Consider the following 18,163-nt stretch of genomic DNA (forward strand, 5'->3'; position numbering starts at 1 on the left):
AAACCTGGCACCACTGAGCCTGAAAATCCTGGGACTACCGAACCCGGAAAACCTGGTACCACGGAACCTGAGAAACCTGGGACTACCGAACATGATATCCCTAGCACTAACGAACCTAGCAATCCTGAGACTGCTAAACCCGAGACTCCTGTGACCACTAAGCCTAGCAATCCTGAAACTACTAAGCCAGAGAATCACGTATCAGCTAAACCGGTATCCCCTACTAGCACAGCTAAGCCCCAAAATCCGACCTTGGCACAATCAACAACGCCAACGGGTACCGTCAAGCCGTCACTAACTACGGTTCCTAGCGCTACTCGACCAGTATCAAGCGTTCAATCGACCTTGTCAGCCGTATCATCAACGCCAGTCACAACCAACACAACAGCAAGTAAAGCCATGACTCGCTTGCCACAAACAAACGAGTCGACAAATTGGTTAGCGGTTATCCTTGGTTGTAGCAGCTTATTATTAAGTTTCGGCTTAATCTACTGGTACCGCCGGAAAATTTAACTTGTCTTCTCAATAAAAAGATCCCCAGATTTAAACATGCTGGCTACTCATCGTAGTTCACGTTTAAATCCGGGGATTTTTCACTTTTTTATTTAACTTCACGATGACCTAACATTGGATATAAACCAAATACAACCAATAAGGCCAAAATTACGCCAACAACGGCTGAAGTGCCTAATTGTAACGTAAAGGTTTGATGCGTGGCACTAACGATTTGATCACCAATGTATCCAATAACCAAACCAAAAATAGCACCCCAAAAAGCAGTAATGATGGTGCCTGAGAACCAATGACTCTTACTCATGATAAACCTCCCAGTAACGCTAATATTAATCATCATATGGATCGTTCTTTTATTGCTGACATCACTGCGCCAAAATAAAAGAACTCGTTGTTAGTTTATCTTAATCCGAATTGACTAAAATTGCTAGTTTTTCTAAAAAGTTAATCGTTTTCACGATCTAATTGTTCCAATGCCGTCTTCAATTGGGCCTGGTTATCCGCATCTAACGATGGATATGCCAATGGTAACTGACCTAACCGTTGATTAATAATTTCTGACACGCACAATCTTGAATACCATTTACTATCAGATGGAATCACGTACCATGGCACTGACTTAGTTGCCGTATTGGTGATGGCTTCATCATAGACACGTTGATAGTCGTCCCAATATTGACGTTCACGAATATCCGCCGCAGAAAACTTCCAATTATGACTCGGAATTTCAATCCGCCGAATGAACCGTTGCTTCTGTTCAGCCTTCGACATATGCAAGAAGAACTTCAGCACCGTATATCCATTATGTTGTAAATAATCTTCAAAATAACGTAAATCCTTAAACCGACGATTAAAGAAGTCATCGTTCACTTGCTCCGGTGACTCAATATCGCCAATATGTTCATTCACAATGATATTGGGATGAACGCGACTCACTAGCACATCTTCATAATAAGACCGATTAAAGATACCGATCATGCCGCGCTTCGGTACTTGATTATGAATCCGCCATAGATAATCATGTGCCACTTCATTGCTAGTCGGTTGCTTAAACGAAGTCACTACACAGCCTTGCGGATTAATCCCGCTCATAATATGCGCAATCATACTATCCTTACCAGCCGCATCCATCGCTTGAAAGATAATCAACACGCCATGTCGATCTTGGGCGTACAACTTGCCTTGGAGCTCCGTTAATTGTTTGATATTTTTGGCAATCTGATTCTTAATTACTTTTTCATCGGTATATTCTGCCGCTGGGGCAGTCGCCTGTTCGGTTAAGTTTAACGTTTGTTTACCAGTATATCGGTACTGTTTTTCAAAATTCACATGTGCCACCTCTTTAACGATAGTCAACTAATTGCGATAACGGCTTGTGTTCAGCTAGCTTACCAGCCTTAGCTGCTTGACCAACTGAAACCAACAATAACGGTTGATACCGCCGTGGATCAAGATTCAGGATCTGATTAAACATCGCCGCATCAAACCCAGTCATCGGATTGGTATCATAACCAGCATCTTTGGCGAGCAACATAAACTGCATCGCCACCAACCCAACATCGAGCGCCCCAATCGCTTGATGACTCGTTGGCGCTGGACGTTGTGCTGGTTGAAATGGCTTTGCCTCATCACGATTTTCCAGATCATTTACAAATAACACCACAGCTGCTGAAGTCGTTAACTGACTGGTGTTACCGGTAGCCGCAGTTAATTGTTGTCGTACCTCTGGCGAGTCAATCACCAAAGCCCGGATTGGCTGTTGATTCAACGCCGTTGGGGCTAGAAAAGCTGTTGTTAACAACCGGTTCAGTTCGGTACGATCAATGGGTTGACCATCGTATTGTCGTACAGAATGCCGGGTTTGCATGATATCAATGATTGGATTGTTAGTTGTCATTGTGCCACTTCCTTTAGTTCAGTATAAATCAGCATCGTTGGATTGACAAAAAGTGAATATTTCCAACTTTTTAGCGATAAATGTTAGTTAATCTGTCCGTAAACATTGTCACGCTTACCGGGAACGTTTACAATTAAAACATAAGTTTTAGTTAGACCCATTTAGGACCGACTCAAGGAGGAATTTGGCTCATGGCAAAACGTAAAATGATTTTAGATTTAGATACTGGGATTGACGATGCAATGGCGATCGCTTACGCGGTTGGCGCACCCGATGTTGATTTAATTGGGATTATTAGTTCTTACGGAAATGTCTTGGTTGATCAAGCCGCTAAGAATAGCTTACAAATCTTAGCCTTACTTGGTGCAACCGACGTTCCCGTCTATGTGGGCGAACCCCACTCCAGTACAACTGAACACTTTGATGTGATGCCAATTTCTGCTCAAATCCACGGTAAAAACGGGATTGGGGAAGTTGACTTGCCAGAACCAACGCGGCAACCAGAAAAACAATCTGGGGTGGACTTCTTAATCGATGCCGTTCATCAATATGGTTCAGACCTCACCTTAGTGCCAACTGGTCCCTTAACCAACTTAGCAGCCGCTATTGAAAAAGCACCCGACATCGCCAGCACCATTGGTAATGTCACGATCATGGGTGGCGCGTTAACCGTTCCTGGAAACGTCAGTCACTTTGCCGAAGCCAACATTAACCAAGATGCCGAAGCCGCTAATACGGTCTTCACTAGTGATATCAAGTTAACGATGGTTGGTTTAGATGTCACCTTACGGACCTTATTAACAACTAAGGAAACCGGTCAATGGCGTGACTTGAAGACGACTGCCGGTGAAAGATTCGCCGATATCGTTGATTACTACATCGATGCTTACAAAGTCACCAGTCCTCATTTACACGGTTGTGCGTTGCATGATCCATTAGCAGTTGGGGTTGCGTTAGATCCTAGCTTTGTTAGAACGTTAGATCTCAACATGTTTGTTCAAGCTAGTGGCGAAGATTACGGCCGCACCATTGGTGATCCTGCTCGGTTAACCGAAGCTAATCCTAATGTGACCGTTGCGTTAACAGTGGATACCGATCGTTACCTCGACACATTCATGACTTACTTAACTGATTTATTCAAACAAAATTAAGCTAATCCAAAAGTTGGACCTGCATTTTCGAATTGAAGATACAGGTCCAACTTTTTTAGTGTTTACTAAACATTGATGCAGCACTTGCCACCTACCGTTCGCCCACATTGAGCCGGAACGCTGTGAGCGGACTGGTCGAGCCATAGAACGGTCTCGACCATCGTTTTGAACCGCCAAACCCGCGTTTCAAAAGCGCCGGGCTCTAAGCGATAAATCGCTAAGAGCTTCCCACGGCTGAGCTCAATGTGAACTCACTCTTGGTTATAATAGTGATTACTAGGTTAACGCAGACAACTAACCGAAGTCAGGCAATGATGGCGCCGGCCGTGACGACATCGTTAGTCCGAATGTTTTTTCTGAACTTACGATGTGGACGACTTTTGAGACTAGCGGTTTTGGCTAGGCTTAAAAGCGAGGTGGAAGCCAGCTTTTCGGCTGGAACCGATCCCTACAGCCGGCAGAATCATTGGCTGACGTAGGTGACTAATTTAACATAATTATCTTTCAACCTTTAGCTGTTTATCTAAATCTCATGTCTCACCATCAACTTAATTCTTTCAATGATAAACGCAATAAAAAAGCCCAGTGCTCACATCAATCATGAGTACTGAGCTATCGTTATTTCATTAAATCCAACCAATCGCTTTGAGGCCATTTTGAATGCCATCATGATCACAATCCGTCGTTGTCAAATTGGCACACGCTTGAATGGCAGGTTCGGCATTACCCATCGCAATCCCAATCCCAGCACTGCGCAGCATTTCTCGATCGTTATCATTGTCACCAAAGGCCACGATATCTTTTTCATCCACGTTCAGTTTAGCTGCCAATTTGGCGACCCCTTCAGCCTTTGAACCAATCTTCGGGATCACATCGACGCCATTTTCCGCAAACCGCACGAATGAAAACTCGTCAGCGTGCGGTAAGTTTGCGTCCATTTCAGGCCGATAAAACATCATCGCTTGATAAATTGGATGTTCTCGATAGTAGTTCGGTACGTAATCTGGTAGCGGCGCGCGGAAGTCATGTAAGACTTGCTTGGTGGCAACGCTAGGTTGCGTATGGGCATGTAAGCCATCTAAAGATTCAAAAATGATATCGACATGTTGTTCATCGGCTGCTTCAACCAACGCCGCAACATTGTGCATCGACAAGGTCTGTTGATGCACTTGTTGCTTATTGGCAAACGCCGCTGAGCCATTACACAAGATAAAATCTTGTAAATCCAACGCTTTAATAATTGGCCGCGCCAATCGTAAGTTCCGACCAGTCGCAATTGCCACGTTAATCTTTTGTTGTTTTAACTTTTGAATACTGGTGATCGTGCTGTGTAACAACTTTTTGTTACGTGCCAACAACGTATTATCAATATCAAAAACCGCTAATCTCGCTACCATATTAATTACCGCCTAATAAATTCTGATTTAATCAACTTATGCGTGGTCGTCTGGCCCGTCGCCAGCTTAAACGCCGCCCGTCCTAGAGCTTCTAAGTGATGATCGATGGTTGAAAATTGACATAATCGACTAGATAATAAATTCTCTTGCCCAATAATTGGCGGTGGTGTTAATTGGTGATCCGTAAAGTAGGTTTGAACCCCAGCCCCAATGTCATCGCCATTTGTAAACACGGCATCCACACCAGGGGTTAAGTTAGCGAAGTATTCGCCAGCTCGATACCCATCTTCATAAGTCACTGCACCCACAAACAAATGTTGCGATGTTAACTTACCATACACTTGTTGATACGCGCTGCGCGTCACCCGCGTGCTGGCACTAATCACATTATTTCGACTAAGCACGACGCCCATCTTCTGATAACCCTGCGCTTGTGCCCACTTTAAGGCACTAATATACGAGGCTTCACGATCGGTATAAGCCGCCGCTAGTGGGCGCTCACCTGGATCTTCACAACAAACGATTTGACCGTACTTGCGGTACCGTTCCAGTGTTTCAAGTGAACTACTTCGTGAGGTAAAAATTAACGCATCATAAGCCTTACTCCGCAACTGATCGAGGTATCGCCGTTCAATGGTTAAATCATAATTAGTTGGTAATAACGTAATTTTATAGCCAGCTTCAAATGCCGCACTAACTAAGCCGTCAATGATTCTGGCAAAGTAGGGATGATTGGCATACGGCATCACCACGCCAACTGTCTTCGTTTGACCATTACTTAAATTACGAGCCACCCGATTGGGTACATAGTCCAGTTGTCGCATAATGGCTTCAACCTTCGCCCGCTTTTCATCGGCCACGTATTTTTGGTGATTAATTACACGCGATACGGTTGACACGGAATAACCGGAAAGTCGCGCGATATCATGAATATTTGTCATAGTTGCCACTCCTATCTTCCATATTGTACCGTTAGATAGGTCGACTTGCACCAAAATCCCGACCGTGACCAAGGCTTTATTGAGAATGTCTATACATTAGTGTATGAAACCGGTCCCAGGTCAAGCACAAACTTGCAAATCGACCATTATTTTTTTAGTTATCGTTGACCGTTATCCCTAGTAACGCCAGATTAGACTCACCCCAATTCATAATCGACACTCAGCGAAAGCTTGACACCTATTCAAATCCCGGAAAACCGACTATACTGAACGTATTCCAATTCGAACGAGGTATGCTGATGTTAATTCTTGATCAACTTCAACAGGCGGCTGATTTTACGGCCACCGAACAACGCATCGCCACTTACATTTTGGCGCATTTATCGACCGTCACCGACCTGTATATTAAAGACTTGGCTACGGCTACTTACACATCACATTCAGCAATTATTCGTTTAGCGCAAAAACTAGGCTACCGCGGCTATCGTGAGTTTCAACGGGCGTTGAGTACCGCGGCCATCACCCAGGCCCAAACGGTACAGCAGGTCGATCCTAACTTTCCGTTTGATCCGACTGATGACGATCAACTGATCGCCAAAAAGATGGCCGATCTGACAGTGACGACCGTGCAAAAATCTTTTGCTCAGCTAGATATCCCTACTTTGACGGCCATTGCGACTGAACTCATGCAAGCAAACCGGTTATTCATCTTTGCTCAGGGTGATTCGCAATTACGCGCCCGGAGCTTTCAAAATAAACTCGTTAAAATCAATCGTTTTGCGATCATCGCGGATGAGTACGCTGATGCCGCTTGGAACGCGGCTAATATTGGCCCAAATGACTGTGCCTTCTTTATTTCTTATGGTGGTACCACTCAGGTTCATCAACAGTTTGCCCAATACTTCCATGATCAGCAATTGCCAAGTGTTTTATTAACTGGCAATCCCCAATCGCCGCTACTGCCGTTAACCCAGTATCACTTGATTTCGATGCAGTCGGAAACTAGCTTTGCTAAAATTGGGACATTTGCCTCACAGGCCGCATTTGAATACTTACTCGACAGCCTGTTTGCGGTCATGTATGCCCAGAATTTCAAGCATCATTTAACGGACTTACAACATAAGCAACAATTAATTCAGAATGGCCCATTGCATAATAAATAACCACAACGGGACCGCCGGCAATCACCGACGGTCCCGCTTTATCTTACTTACTAAAGGTTGAAAGTTAAATGTATTGGTCAAAACCTTAGCAACATTGACTTAAGTTGGATTAAATTTGTCATCTACGCCAACCAGCGATTCTGCCGGCTGTGGAGACCGGTCCCAGCCAAAGTACGGGCTGCCACCTCGCTTTTGAGCCTAGTCAAAACCACTAGTCTCAAAAGTCGTCCATATCGTAAAGTCCGGGGAAATCACCCGGACTAACGATATTTTCACGGCCGGCGCCATCACTGGCTGACTTCGGTTATTATTCGGATGCTAATTAATTTAGCGATCACTATTATAACCGAGAGTGAGCTCACATTGAGCCCAGCCGTGGGAGCTCTTGGCGATTTATCGCTTAGAGCTCGGCGCTTTTGAAACGCGGATTTTGCGGTTCAAAACGACGGTTCAGACTACTTTTGGACTGAACCGGTCCGCCCACAGCGTTCCGACTCAATGTGGGCGAACGGTAGGTGGCAAGTAGGACTAGTTTTGATCGATGAATGCTTATCATATCAACGATTATTGCTAAAACCTTTAGTTACTTCGTCTTCACTTGTTTAATCCCAGTTTCCAACATTTCAATTTGCAAAATGGTTTCTTCATCTTTAACGGTCTTTGGTTTACCGTCAATAATCGCCGCATACAAGCCTTGATAAACTCGACTATAATCGCCGACTTCTGAGACAACTTTTTCTTCATGATACTGTTGATTGTCATCCATATAAGTCAACGTGCCGTAATCTTCAGGTTGATCAATTCCAAAGTCAGGATGACCAACTGGCAAGTAAAAGTGCTTTAAATCATATTCTTGCCGGTCTTTATGGGCTTTGACGAATTGGCCTTTTTTACCGTAAACCACAAAGCTCGGACGGGCTTTAATCCGGAAATAGCTGGACTTCACGGATACTTTTAACGTCCCATAATATAAGTCGAGATCAAAATAATCATTCATCCGATCTGCCCCTAACAATTGACGTACATCGTAATGCATGTCATCAGGACGGCCAAAGTAAGAGATCACTTGATCCAACGTATGACAAGCATGCCCATATAAATAACTCGTATCTAATGAAAAATGATCGACATTAGTTGGCACTTCGGGACGGAAATAGTCATACGACATTTCAACTTCTAACAGATCCCCCAATTTGCCACTTTCAATAACTTTTTGAACCGTCAAAAAGTCAGAATCATAGCGACGGTTTTGATAGCATTGAACCAGCAACTGCTTTTCTTTAGCCAACGCAAACAAGTCTTTGGCTTCAGCTGAGGTTTCCGTAAATGGCTTTTCAACTAACGCATTCTTACCATGATTTAACACATCTTTGGCAATTGAATAGTGCGTATGACTAGGCGTCGTGACTACCACCAGTTGAATTTCAGGATCATCATAAATATCTGCTAAATTCGTCGTATAGTTCACACCTGCAATCGGCGTCCAATTTTGCCGACCTGAACGTGAATAAATCGTCTTAACCCGGATTTGATCGGTTAATTTTAACGCAAATGGTAAATGATACCGATTAGTACTCTTCCCATTCCCAATATAAGCAATTGTTAGCATATTAGTCCTCCATCTGATTGTTTGATACTTTTATTATACTGATTCGGCTACTGGAAAACAGGGATTCCCCACATTCTGGGACTTAAATTCAGTGCGATCCACTAATTCAGCCCTAACGCTAAACATCACGTTCAAGATTGCCTGTTAATTTAGTACCCTTACTGCTTAAACTGCGTTAAACTTAAACAAATTCATCTCGTAACAAGGAGAAATTTTTAAATGGATACTGTTTTTTTAGTCTTACTTTTAATCGCAGCGGTCATCGGCGCCAATGCCGTGTATGCCCGCTTTAAACTCGTGCCCGTGGCCTTTCTACAAATTGCCGCTGGTCTCGTCTTATCGCTGACCCCACTCTATCGAAATTTTGAGCTTGAGCCAGAAATTTTCCTACTCGTCATTATTTCAGTGCTCATGTTCAATGATGGTCAGAATACAAACATCCGTAAGCTATCGCATCAACTGGGAACTACGATGTCGTTAGCGGTCGTTTTGGCAATCGTCACCATCCTGATTGTCGGTACCGTGACGCACTTCTTAATCCCAGCCTTTTCACTCGCTTTATCTTTAGCTTTGGGAGCCATCATTACGCCAACCGATGCCGTGGCCGTTTCGTCCATCACGACCAAAGTTTCCGTACCCAAAGCTGTGATGAGCACGTTGGAGAATGAATCCTTATTTAATGATGCTTCCGGGATTGTGGCCTTTAACTTAGCGATTGCGGCCATCACAACCGGGCAATTTTCCGTTTGGCACGGGATTACGAACTTTCTATACGTTTTTGTCGGTGGGATTCTAGTCGGCTTACTCCTCGGCTACATCATCGTGGCCATGCGGATCAACTTGATTAACGCCCAAGTCGACACCCCCTCCGTCATTGTGCCCTACACCTTACTAACGCCTTTTGTCGTCTACTTAATTGCGGAAAGTTTGGGCGTTTCGGGCATCTTAGCCGTGGTTGCCACTGGCCTGATTCACGGCGTCCAACAAGAACGGTTGCGACTCACCACCTCACGGCTACAAATTGTCATGAGCACCACTTGGTCAATTGTCGCCAGCATTTTAAATGGGATTGTCTTTGTTTTGTTAGGTGTTTCGCTACCGAGTGTGATTAGTCACTTGCAACAACGTGATACGGGTTCAGTCGCGATCTTAATTGGCCTGGGCGTCTTACTGTATGCCCTGATGACCGTTATCCGATTCTTATGGTTACAATTTGACTTTGCCAAATTGCGGGCCTGGGATCATCATGAGAAAGCCAAAAATAGTTGGCTGATTGCGCTAAGTGGCGTGCATGGGACGATTACTTTAGCGATGGCCTTCTCACTACCTTTAACGTTGAATCACCAAGCGTTTATGTATCGCAATGACTTAATCTTCGTCGCTGCGGTGGTTATTTTGACCAGCTTGCTAGTGCCAACACTCGTCCTACCACTGATTTTACCAGCCAAAGTCGATCAAGTAACCGAAACAGATTTAGCCAAGGCCAAAGTTGAAATGGTCACGAGTGCCATTCATATGATCCAAGCCCGCTACGGTGAAAGTCCTAGCGCCAGCAAAGTTATCATGATTCTGGAAGGCCAACGCAATCTAGACGGTCGCCCCGATCGCGCCCAACTGAATCAACTTTTTGATCAAGCCTACAATATCGAAGAAACAACTGTTGAACAAATGCTAGCAAACGGCGAAGTAACCTTACCAGTTGCCCAAAAGTATTTACGTGTGGCTAGCCAAACCCGGTTGCAAAATCAACAGTCGTTCTGGCAACGATTCCGTTTATTTATCAAATTTGTGATTATTGGCAAATTTTTCTGGAGTAAACAATCACGCGCACGTCGACGGGCCCATCAAAAAGCCCGCCAAAAAGGCCTCGATCGCAAACAATTAAAAGCACGGAATCGTGAATTCTGGAGTCAAATGCGCGCTATTGAACAAAAACCTTATCAGGCTATTGTGACCTGGTTAAACGATAGTTATACGGTTGATAACCATCAAGCCATCGGTATCGTTCGTCGCGCTTACGACCAACGACATCAACGGCTGTCTGGAACACGGGATCTTCAAGACGCCCAAAATGAACTCTTGATTCAAGCGTTCCAATTAGAATACAACTTCGTGCAAGCACAAACCGCGCAACAAAAGTATGATCGAGCTTTGAGTAATGCGTTATATGAGCAAATTTCAACCGATCAATTGGTTTATTTGCAATCAGTTAACGTCGAATAATCGGTCTAAATCAACGTTTTGATTAAAACGTTGATTTTTTTTTGATAAAAAAGCTTGTCTTAGACCTACTCTAAGGTGCTAAGCTAAGTTCATGTTCGATAGTTCAAATGAAAGTGAGCAACTTAAATATGGAAACACCAATTTTAAATACAATTGATTCACCAGCTGATTTAAAACAGCTAGATTTAACCCAATTAACCGCCTTAGCCGCAGAATTACGGCAAGTACTGCTAAATAAAGTCAGTCAAACTGGCGGTCACGTGGGCCCAAACTTGGGCGTCGTTGAGTTAACGATTGCCTTTCACACAATTTTCAACTCACCAACTGATAAAGTTGTTTGGGACGTTTCACACCAATCTTACACGCATAAGATTTTAACCGGCCGCAAACAAGCGTGGTTAGATGCTGAACATTATGCCGATGTCAGTGGCTACACCGAACCAGAAGAAAGTCCTCACGACTACTTCAATATCGGTCATACCTCAACCTCGATTGCCCTCGCAACCGGAATGGCTTCGGCGCGTGACTTACAACATAAAACGGGTAACGTCATGGCTGTGATTGGCGATGGTTCCTTATCTGGTGGTTTAGCCTTAGAAGGATTGAACATGGCAGCGACCTTAAACTCGAATTTAATTATTCTGGTCAACGATAACAACATGGCGATCGCCGAAAATCATGGTGGCTTATATACGAACTTGAAGGAACTCCGTGAAACCCACGGTCAAGCTAAGACCAATTTATTTACCGCCATGGGTCTTGACTATCGTTACGTTGAAGATGGTAATGATTTGGCCACGATGCTAGCTGTTTTCAAGGACATTAAAGACATTGACCACCCAATCGTTTTACACGTTCACACCGAAAAGGGTCATGGTTATCAACCAGCCATCACCCATAAAGAAGCATTCCATTGGCATGTGCCATTTGATTTAGCCACTGGCAAGACCTTACACCCTAGCACTGGTGAAACGTATACCGATGTTATGCATCAAGTGATGGAAACCGAATTAGCTGACCATCAAACACCCATTACCGCCATTACAGCCGCTATTCCGGGCATGTTTGACTTGAAACGCTTTGGCAACCGTCATCCTGAACGTTACTTCGATGTAGGGATTGCCGAACAAGTTTCCATTAGTATCGCCGCTGGTCAAGCTAAGCAAGGCATGCGTCCCATTGTCTTCCATTCAGGCACATTCTTACAACGGGCTTACGACCAACTCTCCCATGATTTAGGCATCAACAAACTGCCAGTGACCATCATGGTTGGCGGTGGTCACATTAGTGAAGGTGACCCCACTCATCAAGGTATCTTTGATGTGGCAATGTTAGCCAACATTCCTGGGCTCACTTATTTGGCCCCAACCACGAAAGAAGAACTCGCGGCGATGATGCAATGGTCCTTACATCAAACTGATGGTCCAGTTGCCATTCGCGTGCCAAGCAATGAGGTACAATCCGCCCCATTAGTTGAGTTTAATGCACATCAGATGCATACCTTGCATGCTGGAAAAAAGGTCGCTATCTTAGGTGTTGGTAGTTTATTACCATTAGCAGAAACGGTTCAACAACAATTGGTTGACCATGATATTGATGCCACCGTGATTGATCCGCGTGATATTTCAACGTTAGACACAACCACCTTAGCTAACTTAAAAGCTGATCATCAACTCGTTGTGACCTTAGAAGAAGCAAGTCTCAGTGGTGGTTTTGGCGAAAAAGTTGCCAGCTATTATGGTAACAGCGGCATGCATGTCTTAAACTTTGGTGCCGCTAAACGGTTCAATGACCACGAAACGACCGCCGAACTCTGGCATGAATTCAACTTAACCCCTAAACAACTGGTCAACCAGATTACGACTAATATTCACTAATCAAAGGTAGATCGACTTGACGCCTGCCGTTCGCCCACATTGAGCCGGAACACTGTGGGCGGACCGGCCCAGCCAAAAAGCGGTCTGGACCGTCATTTTGAACCACAAAAACCGTGTTTCAAAAACGCCAAGCTCTAAGCGATAAATCGCTAAGAGCTCCCACGGATGGGCTCACTGTGGACTCACTCTCGGCTATATTAGTTACCAAATTGATTAACCTCAAATAACCGGAGCCAGCCAGTGATGGCGTTGGCCGTGAAAACATCGTTAGTTCGGGGGGGTCCCGGGCTTACGATGTGGACGACTTTTGAGACTAGCGATTTGGGCTAGGCTTAAAAGCGAGGTGGAAGCCCGATTTTTGGCTGTAACCGGTCCCCACAGCCGACAGAATCACTGGCTGGCGTAGGTGACTAACTTAACCTAACACCAACCAATACTGATAAGATTTCAGGTTTCTATCATCATCTTTCAACCATCAGTTCACGATTTAACGCCCCCGACCAATTTGGCCGAGGGCGTTTTTGATTGCTTTTTTTTGATCAACCAGACATACTTAACCTATCCTAATAAGCTGGAGTTGATCATATGGCAACTAACGACGCGTTACTAATTATTGATTATACGAACGATTTTGTCGCCACGGACGGTGCCCTGACTTGTGGTGAACCCGGCCAAGCACTCGCTGAAAAAATTGTGACATTGGCCGAAACAACCCTAGAAAATGATGGTTGGGTGTTACTGCCAACTGATGTTCACACGCCACATGATCCGTATCATCCTGAAAGTAAACTGTTTCCGCCACATAATGTGCGTGACACTTGGGGTCGAGAACTCTACGGCCCGGTTAAACCTTGGTTCGAACAAGCCAAAACTAACGATCACGTCTGGCAATTCGATAAAACCCGTTACAGTGCCTTTGCAGGGACTGATCTCGACTTACGGTTACGTGAACGCCACGTTGATACGTTACAACTGACTGGCGTCTGTACTGATATTTGCGTCTTGCATACCGCGGTTGATGCCTATAACCTAGGCTATCAACTCATCATCCATCGTTCTGCCGTGGCCAGTTTTAATCCAACCGGTCATGCTTGGGCGTTGGAACATTTCGCCAATACCTTAGGTGCCCAAGTCGTCTAACCTTAATAAACAGCTAACGCCTCAAATCCAACCATGGACTTGAGGCGTTATTTTAATAGTAATAATTGGTTTCCATAATTAAACCTGGTTTAACAACTGGCACGGTCACCGCTGGGCTAGCCTTGCGATCGGCTTTTTTAGCGGTAACCGTCAATTTGTATTTGGTCGCCGTAATATCAGTCAAGCCGAAGAATGCAGTCGTTGTTTCATTATATTGCTTAGTCAAGAAGCGACCATTTTTATAAACAGTTGCCACACTGGCTGCGGGGACCTGCGCCGTCACCATTAAGCTTCCAGTAACGCCACTACGATCCGTTCGCGTAACTAATGGTTTTTGCGTGGCATAACGAGCCGACGTAATTGTTTGAACCTTCGTAATCCGCTTACCTTTCGCAGTGGTTCCATAAAGCTTGAAATTCCGGTAACCGGTGAACGCCTTGCTAACTTTAAACTGCTGCTTTTTAACCGTTGTCGTTGTATGTTTGGTTTTGCCGTAAGTCACGACGATATGCTTAACTTTCCCGTTGCTGGTCTTACCTGTAAACGTAGCTGTTTTGTTAGCGGCTTGATACGTTACCGCTGACGTCGTTAATTTTGCTTTAATCGTCGTTTTCGCTTGTGCCGTTATCGTTCCCGCGGTCACTAAGCTCCCCAGACTTAGTCCCAAGAGTCCCATTAATTGCCAATTTAATTTCATGACTAATTCCCCCAATTTTTTTGTTTTCCTAACACTTTAGAACGTTATTATAACTGATCTTATCATTCACCGCTACTATCCTTGAAAGTTGCTTTAGTGACAAATCTAACTAATACTCGCAGTTGTCTTCACCTTTTTTTACTTTTATACTTACTCGTGGGGGGAACATGGTACCCATTAAATTGGTTGCCAACCTAAATATTATTCATAGGGAGAAGATATTTATGACTACTACTGCTGCAGATTTACTCCAAGCAATTGACACCGCCTACAACGATGCCGAGATTCAAGCCGAACCAGAACTTAAGGAACGGTTGATGACCGCTGCCAAACAATTAGGGGATAAAAAAGATTATCACAAAGTGGCGGCCGAACTTAGCCAAGCTTTGAAGTACTGGGGTATGGCCCACTTGCACGGACCTAAGGCACTCGATGCTGTTTATGAAGCAACGATCGAAGCCAGCCGTGGCTTAGCTTATCAAAAACCTTATTCAACACCGAAAAAAGCTTAATTTAAACATCAAAGACGCCGTTGGCAATTGCCAGCGACGCCTTTTTTAATAAGATTTAGTTGGCGTCAGTTTCAACCCAACGCTTCAAGCAGAGTACGTTGATTGCCCCTTCAATGAGAATCACAACAATCATCACAAAAATCGTGATCCATAGTTGACCGACCCAATCAAAACTACCGCCATTATTAAACATAGTTTGTGAGATCCAGCTAACACCGTTACCGATTAACCCAGAAACGCGCAAGGTCAAGAACACCACAATAGCATAGACGATAATATTCAAAACGCCTTGTCTGAATTTAGGTAAGAACGTGCTAGCCGAACTTGTAACCAAGTGGACGAATGAAATGGTACTCCAAAATACCATGTTCAACACGAGCACTAATACAATTATCGATAGTCCCATTAAGAGCCAACCAGATTCAATGTGCGTTGGTGTCGTCATGTCCTTTGCCATTGAAGCCAGTTCTTGCCAACCAAATAACATGCTAATGATATAGATCCCTAATTGCACCACCGCTAAATAAACAATATTGGCTAATGACGACAATAAATTAATTGTATAGAATTTAGTTTCTTCAACTGGAATCAACCGATAACTATCCGCGGTATACACTTTTTCATGACGGATGGCAATCAAGATAACCCCAACAAAGGCCGGTACTGTCGACCAGCCCATCGCCGTAGTAAAAACGGTCATATTTGAATATTCGCCTCTAATTGCAGTCCAAATAGTCGTGACGACAATCGCCAGCAATTCTAAAACGATCAACAAGTTCATTTGCCGAAACTTTAGCCGATTTACTGCCTTAAATACAGCCCCAAAACTAGTCACGGTTAACCCCTCCTTCATACAAGCTTTCATAGTAATCTTCAATATCCATACCAGATTCGCTCCGAATCTCATCGGCCGCACGATGTACCGCAATCGTCTGGTCCTTGACCACGACAATTTCATCTAAGATTGGCGCAATTTCCGTCACATAATGATCACTAATTAATAACGTGGCTTCTTCTGGCATCCACTGAATAATACTACTGATGATCTTCTTGCGACTCATGCTATCAATCCCACTAAAGGGTTCATCCAGCAAGTACAAGTCCACTTGACGAGCTAAGGTCAATGCAATGATTAACTTTTCACGCATCCCTTTAGACAACGCACCTAACCGTAAGTTGACGTCAATTTGCAAGAATCCCGCCAACTCATGAAACCGTTGAGGATCAAAGTCAGGATAAACCGTGTGATAAAATGCCACGACTTGGGCGACCTTTGTATTCCGGTTAAAGCCACGTAATTGTTCCGAGAAACTTAAATGACTTTTCCGTTCAGTTGGTGTTTGAGTACCACTAACCATAATCGTGCCATGACCTTGGGCACTCCCAGTAATCAACCGCATTAACGTCGTTTTCCCGGCACCGTTTTCACCAAGCAGCCCCACAATTTTGCCTGCGGTTAACGTCAAGTTCACATCTTGTAACAGCAACCGTTGATTCCGTTTATAGGTTAAATTCTCAATCTTTAAAATGTCAGTCATGTTGGGCCGCCCCTTTCCGTTCAATGTACCGTTTTAGACTTGCTAAGATTTCCGCATCGCTTAAGTTTAATGCGTGCAATTGCTCGTAAACCAATGCCAACTGTTCCATCACTAATTGCTCCTTTAATTCGGCTAATCGCGCCGTATCATCGGTCACAAAGTTACCTTTGCCCCGCTGTGAGACGATCGTTTTTTCAGTGATCATTTCACTCAATGCCCGTTGAATCGTATTCACATTAACGGTTAAGTCAATAGCTAGTTGCCTGACCGCCGGGAGTTTATCGCCCGGTTTCAACGTGCCCGCTAAGATTTCATGATATAAATGCTGTTTAATTTGATAGTAAATCGGGATCTTATCGTCAAACTTCACTTGTAACGCCTCCCTAGTGTTGTATCTCACTAGTACACTATAACATCATTACGATTAGTTGACAAGGATGGTCCACGTTTCAGCAATAACCATCCAGAGACGAAAAAACGTTTGGGTTTCATCCCAAACGCTGATCTTTTATTTAACATATTTTGCCAAAAAAGTTTTGACATGCTGCTTATACGCCGCGTAATCATGCGTGATCGCCGTCGTATGGGCCGCACCTTTCACCAACCAAAGTTGCTTAGGCTGATGCGCATTGCGATACAGTTTTTTCGCCATTCTCGTCGGGACAAACTCATCCTTAGTGCCACTAATAATCATAATGGGCTGGTGATTTTTTTCAATTTGCGCCACCGCATCAGCTTCACCAAACGTATACCCAGCACGCAGTTTCGTTATCGCACTCGTTATGTCGACCAACGGAAACGCTGGTAAATGATAGAGCTGTTTGGCTTGATAACTGATGATGTCTTTGGCACTCGTGAAGGGACTATCCACAACATACGCTTTAATTTGTGGCAGCTGTTTTTCCCCACTAGCCATCGTCATCCCAGCCGCGCCCATACTAATCCCACTCATCACAATTTGGGTCGTCTTCGTCTTTTTGACCACGGTTTTGGCCCATTGCAAATCATCACGGCGTTCTAACCAGCCATACCCGATCGCGGAACCTTGACTAGCTCCGGCTGCCCGCGCATCAGGAACCAGTACGTTGTAGCCTAATTCATGATACATGCCGGCCCAAGCCCCCATTAACGATTTGTTACCCGCAAAACCATGCGCTAATACCACTGTTTTAGTGGCCCCTTTTTTCGGGATATACCAAGCAACTAATTTTAAATGATCGTGAGATTCTATCTGCCACGTCTGTTTCTTAACATGTGCATACCAATATTTTTCACGATATACCGGACTCTTTTTCGACAGTTTGGTGCTTTGGGTAATGAACGCTTTATCCCCACGTGCAATCGCCACGTGGTAGAAATAGGCGCCGGCCCCAATCAAGCCACCACCAATTATTAAAATCAACACGCCGAGCGTGATTAACCATTTTTTCATCGTTTGCCGCCAACCTTATGCCATTTATTGGTAGAAATATTGCCACTATCACTATGATAACGTTTATAATTAA

General features: G+C 44.3%; 18 protein-coding genes. 7 read left to right on the top strand and 11 right to left on the bottom strand.

Translation table 11 applies throughout. The features are described 5' to 3' along the window. Window positions 1–513: LPXTG cell wall anchor domain-containing protein (locus FFM84_RS12450; RefSeq protein ID WP_137643813.1), on the top strand; the 513-nt coding region annotated here is incomplete at its 5' end. An 88-nt stretch (window positions 514–601) separates the two neighbouring features. Here the strand turns inward: FFM84_RS12450 and FFM84_RS12455 are convergent. The 3 genes from FFM84_RS12455 to FFM84_RS12465 all read right to left on the bottom strand — a co-directional run bounded on the left by FFM84_RS12455 (window position 602) and on the right by FFM84_RS12465 (window position 2,410). Next, complete coding sequence (locus tag FFM84_RS12455) at window positions 602–817, bottom strand: DUF2929 family protein (RefSeq protein ID WP_130845512.1); 216 nt, start codon at window positions 815–817, stop codon at window positions 602–604. A gap of 140 nt (window positions 818–957) precedes the next feature. Then, entirely contained in the window at window positions 958–1,842 is an 885-nt protein-coding gene (locus tag FFM84_RS12460) for a polyphosphate kinase 2 family protein (RefSeq protein WP_130845511.1), read from the bottom strand. Window positions 1,843–1,855: 13 nt separating this feature from the next. After that, window positions 1,856–2,410, bottom strand: coding sequence for a nitroreductase family protein (locus FFM84_RS12465; RefSeq protein WP_130845510.1), 555 nt, complete (start codon window positions 2,408–2,410; stop codon window positions 1,856–1,858). Between the two features lie 191 nt (window positions 2,411–2,601). Here FFM84_RS12465 and FFM84_RS12470 point away from each other — a divergent pair, with 191 nt between their 5' ends. Beyond that, on the top strand, window positions 2,602–3,561 hold the full coding sequence (locus FFM84_RS12470) for a nucleoside hydrolase (protein ID WP_130845509.1): 960 nt from the start codon (window positions 2,602–2,604) through the stop codon (window positions 3,559–3,561). 626 nt (window positions 3,562–4,187) lie between these two features. Here FFM84_RS12470 and FFM84_RS12475 read toward each other — a convergent pair. Then, on the bottom strand, window positions 4,188–4,958 hold the full coding sequence (locus FFM84_RS12475; protein WP_130845508.1) for a Cof-type HAD-IIB family hydrolase: 771 nt from the start codon (window positions 4,956–4,958) through the stop codon (window positions 4,188–4,190). Between the two features lie 5 nt (window positions 4,959–4,963). Continuing rightward, window positions 4,964–5,899, bottom strand: coding sequence for a LacI family DNA-binding transcriptional regulator (locus FFM84_RS12480; protein ID WP_130845507.1), 936 nt, complete (start codon window positions 5,897–5,899; stop codon window positions 4,964–4,966). A 299-nt stretch (window positions 5,900–6,198) separates the two neighbouring features. Here FFM84_RS12480 and FFM84_RS12485 point away from each other — a divergent pair, with 299 nt between their 5' ends. After that, a complete protein-coding gene (locus tag FFM84_RS12485) occupies window positions 6,199–7,062 on the top strand; it encodes a MurR/RpiR family transcriptional regulator (protein ID WP_130845506.1) in 864 nt (287 codons plus the stop codon). A 583-nt stretch (window positions 7,063–7,645) separates the two neighbouring features. Here the strand turns inward: FFM84_RS12485 and FFM84_RS12490 are convergent. Next, window positions 7,646–8,671, bottom strand: a complete 1,026-nt coding sequence (locus FFM84_RS12490) for a Gfo/Idh/MocA family oxidoreductase (protein WP_130845505.1) — start codon at window positions 8,669–8,671, stop codon at window positions 7,646–7,648. 219 nt (window positions 8,672–8,890) lie between these two features. On the opposite strand from FFM84_RS12490, the gene FFM84_RS12495 reads away from it, so the two are divergent. The 3 genes from FFM84_RS12495 to FFM84_RS12505 all read left to right on the top strand — a co-directional run bounded on the left by FFM84_RS12495 (window position 8,891) and on the right by FFM84_RS12505 (window position 13,911). After that, on the top strand, window positions 8,891–10,894 hold the full coding sequence (locus tag FFM84_RS12495) for a cation:proton antiporter (protein ID WP_130845504.1): 2,004 nt from the start codon (window positions 8,891–8,893) through the stop codon (window positions 10,892–10,894). A 128-nt stretch (window positions 10,895–11,022) separates the two neighbouring features. Next, window positions 11,023–12,771, top strand: coding sequence for a 1-deoxy-D-xylulose-5-phosphate synthase (locus tag FFM84_RS12500; protein WP_130845503.1), 1,749 nt, complete (start codon window positions 11,023–11,025; stop codon window positions 12,769–12,771). Between the two features lie 585 nt (window positions 12,772–13,356). Further along, window positions 13,357–13,911, top strand: a complete 555-nt coding sequence (locus FFM84_RS12505; RefSeq protein ID WP_130845502.1) for a cysteine hydrolase family protein — start codon at window positions 13,357–13,359, stop codon at window positions 13,909–13,911. Between the two features lie 52 nt (window positions 13,912–13,963). On the opposite strand, the gene FFM84_RS12510 is transcribed toward FFM84_RS12505, so the two are convergent. Then, entirely contained in the window at window positions 13,964–14,608 is a 645-nt protein-coding gene (locus FFM84_RS12510; RefSeq protein ID WP_130845501.1) for a hypothetical protein, read from the bottom strand. A gap of 224 nt (window positions 14,609–14,832) precedes the next feature. On the opposite strand from FFM84_RS12510, the gene FFM84_RS12515 reads away from it, so the two are divergent. Next, complete coding sequence (locus FFM84_RS12515) at window positions 14,833–15,120, top strand: bacteriocin immunity protein (RefSeq protein WP_165444341.1); 288 nt, start codon at window positions 14,833–14,835, stop codon at window positions 15,118–15,120. A gap of 55 nt (window positions 15,121–15,175) precedes the next feature. Here FFM84_RS12515 and FFM84_RS12520 read toward each other — a convergent pair whose 3' ends face one another. From FFM84_RS12520 to FFM84_RS12535, 4 genes are all read right to left on the bottom strand, one after another. Continuing rightward, complete coding sequence (locus FFM84_RS12520; protein WP_130845499.1) at window positions 15,176–15,955, bottom strand: hypothetical protein; 780 nt, start codon at window positions 15,953–15,955, stop codon at window positions 15,176–15,178. Next, complete coding sequence (locus tag FFM84_RS12525; RefSeq protein ID WP_130845498.1) at window positions 15,948–16,658, bottom strand: ATP-binding cassette domain-containing protein; 711 nt, start codon at window positions 16,656–16,658, stop codon at window positions 15,948–15,950. Before FFM84_RS12525 ends, FFM84_RS12520 begins: the two co-directional genes overlap by 8 nt. After that, a complete protein-coding gene (locus FFM84_RS12530) occupies window positions 16,651–17,028 on the bottom strand; it encodes a GntR family transcriptional regulator (RefSeq protein ID WP_130845497.1) in 378 nt (125 codons plus the stop codon). The genes FFM84_RS12525 and FFM84_RS12530 overlap by 8 nt, the downstream gene beginning before the upstream one ends. A 138-nt stretch (window positions 17,029–17,166) precedes the next feature. Next, window positions 17,167–18,090: an alpha/beta hydrolase gene (locus FFM84_RS12535; RefSeq protein ID WP_130845496.1), complete on the bottom strand. Its 924-nt coding sequence runs from the start codon at window positions 18,088–18,090 to the stop codon at window positions 17,167–17,169. Window positions 18,091–18,163 lie beyond the last annotated feature (73 nt).

This window comes from Lactiplantibacillus mudanjiangensis, assembly GCF_005405385.1.
Taxonomy (GTDB): Bacteria; Bacillota; Bacilli; order Lactobacillales; family Lactobacillaceae; genus Lactiplantibacillus; species Lactiplantibacillus mudanjiangensis.